The sequence below is a fragment of the Bradyrhizobium sp. NBAIM03 genome, from assembly GCF_020194055.1.
Classification (GTDB): domain Bacteria; phylum Pseudomonadota; class Alphaproteobacteria; order Rhizobiales; family Xanthobacteraceae; genus Bradyrhizobium; species Bradyrhizobium yuanmingense.
Genome location: NZ_JADYVS010000229.1, coordinates 1 through 406, shown reverse-complemented (window position 1 = coordinate 406; position 406 = coordinate 1). Strand labels below are relative to the sequence as shown.

Here is a 406-nt window from a genome sequence, read left to right as displayed (position 1 = left end):
ATGGTGCAGAGCGCGAGGCAATCAATGCGCGCCGGGGTGACGCCCACAAGCTCGGTCTGGCGCTGCATATCGGGTTTTTGCGCATGAGTGGCCGCCTGCTGTATGCCTTTCGGGTGGTTCCCGTCGCCCTGTGGCGCCACTTGAGCGAGGAACTTGGCATTGCCACCCCTGATGTGGCTTCGCTGCGCACGCTGTACGGGCGGGAGAAGACACTGTTCGATCACCAGCAAGTAGCGTGCACGGCCCTTGGTTTTCGGTGGATGCCCTGATCGAAAAGCATTGGGACAGCCCGGTGCATCTGGCGGCTTCGGTCATGAGTGGTCACGCCAGTGCGGTGGCAGCACTGGCGCGGTTTGGCTCTGCTGCCCAGGGTGACCCCATCTATGACGCTGGCGTGCAATTGGGA

The 406-nt window shown here is 62.6% G+C and carries 1 pseudogene; it reads left to right on the top strand.

Annotation, left to right across the window (positions count from 1 at the left end):
• A pseudogene (locus I6F21_RS38250) lies at positions 1 to 263 on the top strand (DUF4158 domain-containing protein); the annotation flags it as partial.
• Positions 264 to 406: the final 143 nt, after the last annotated feature.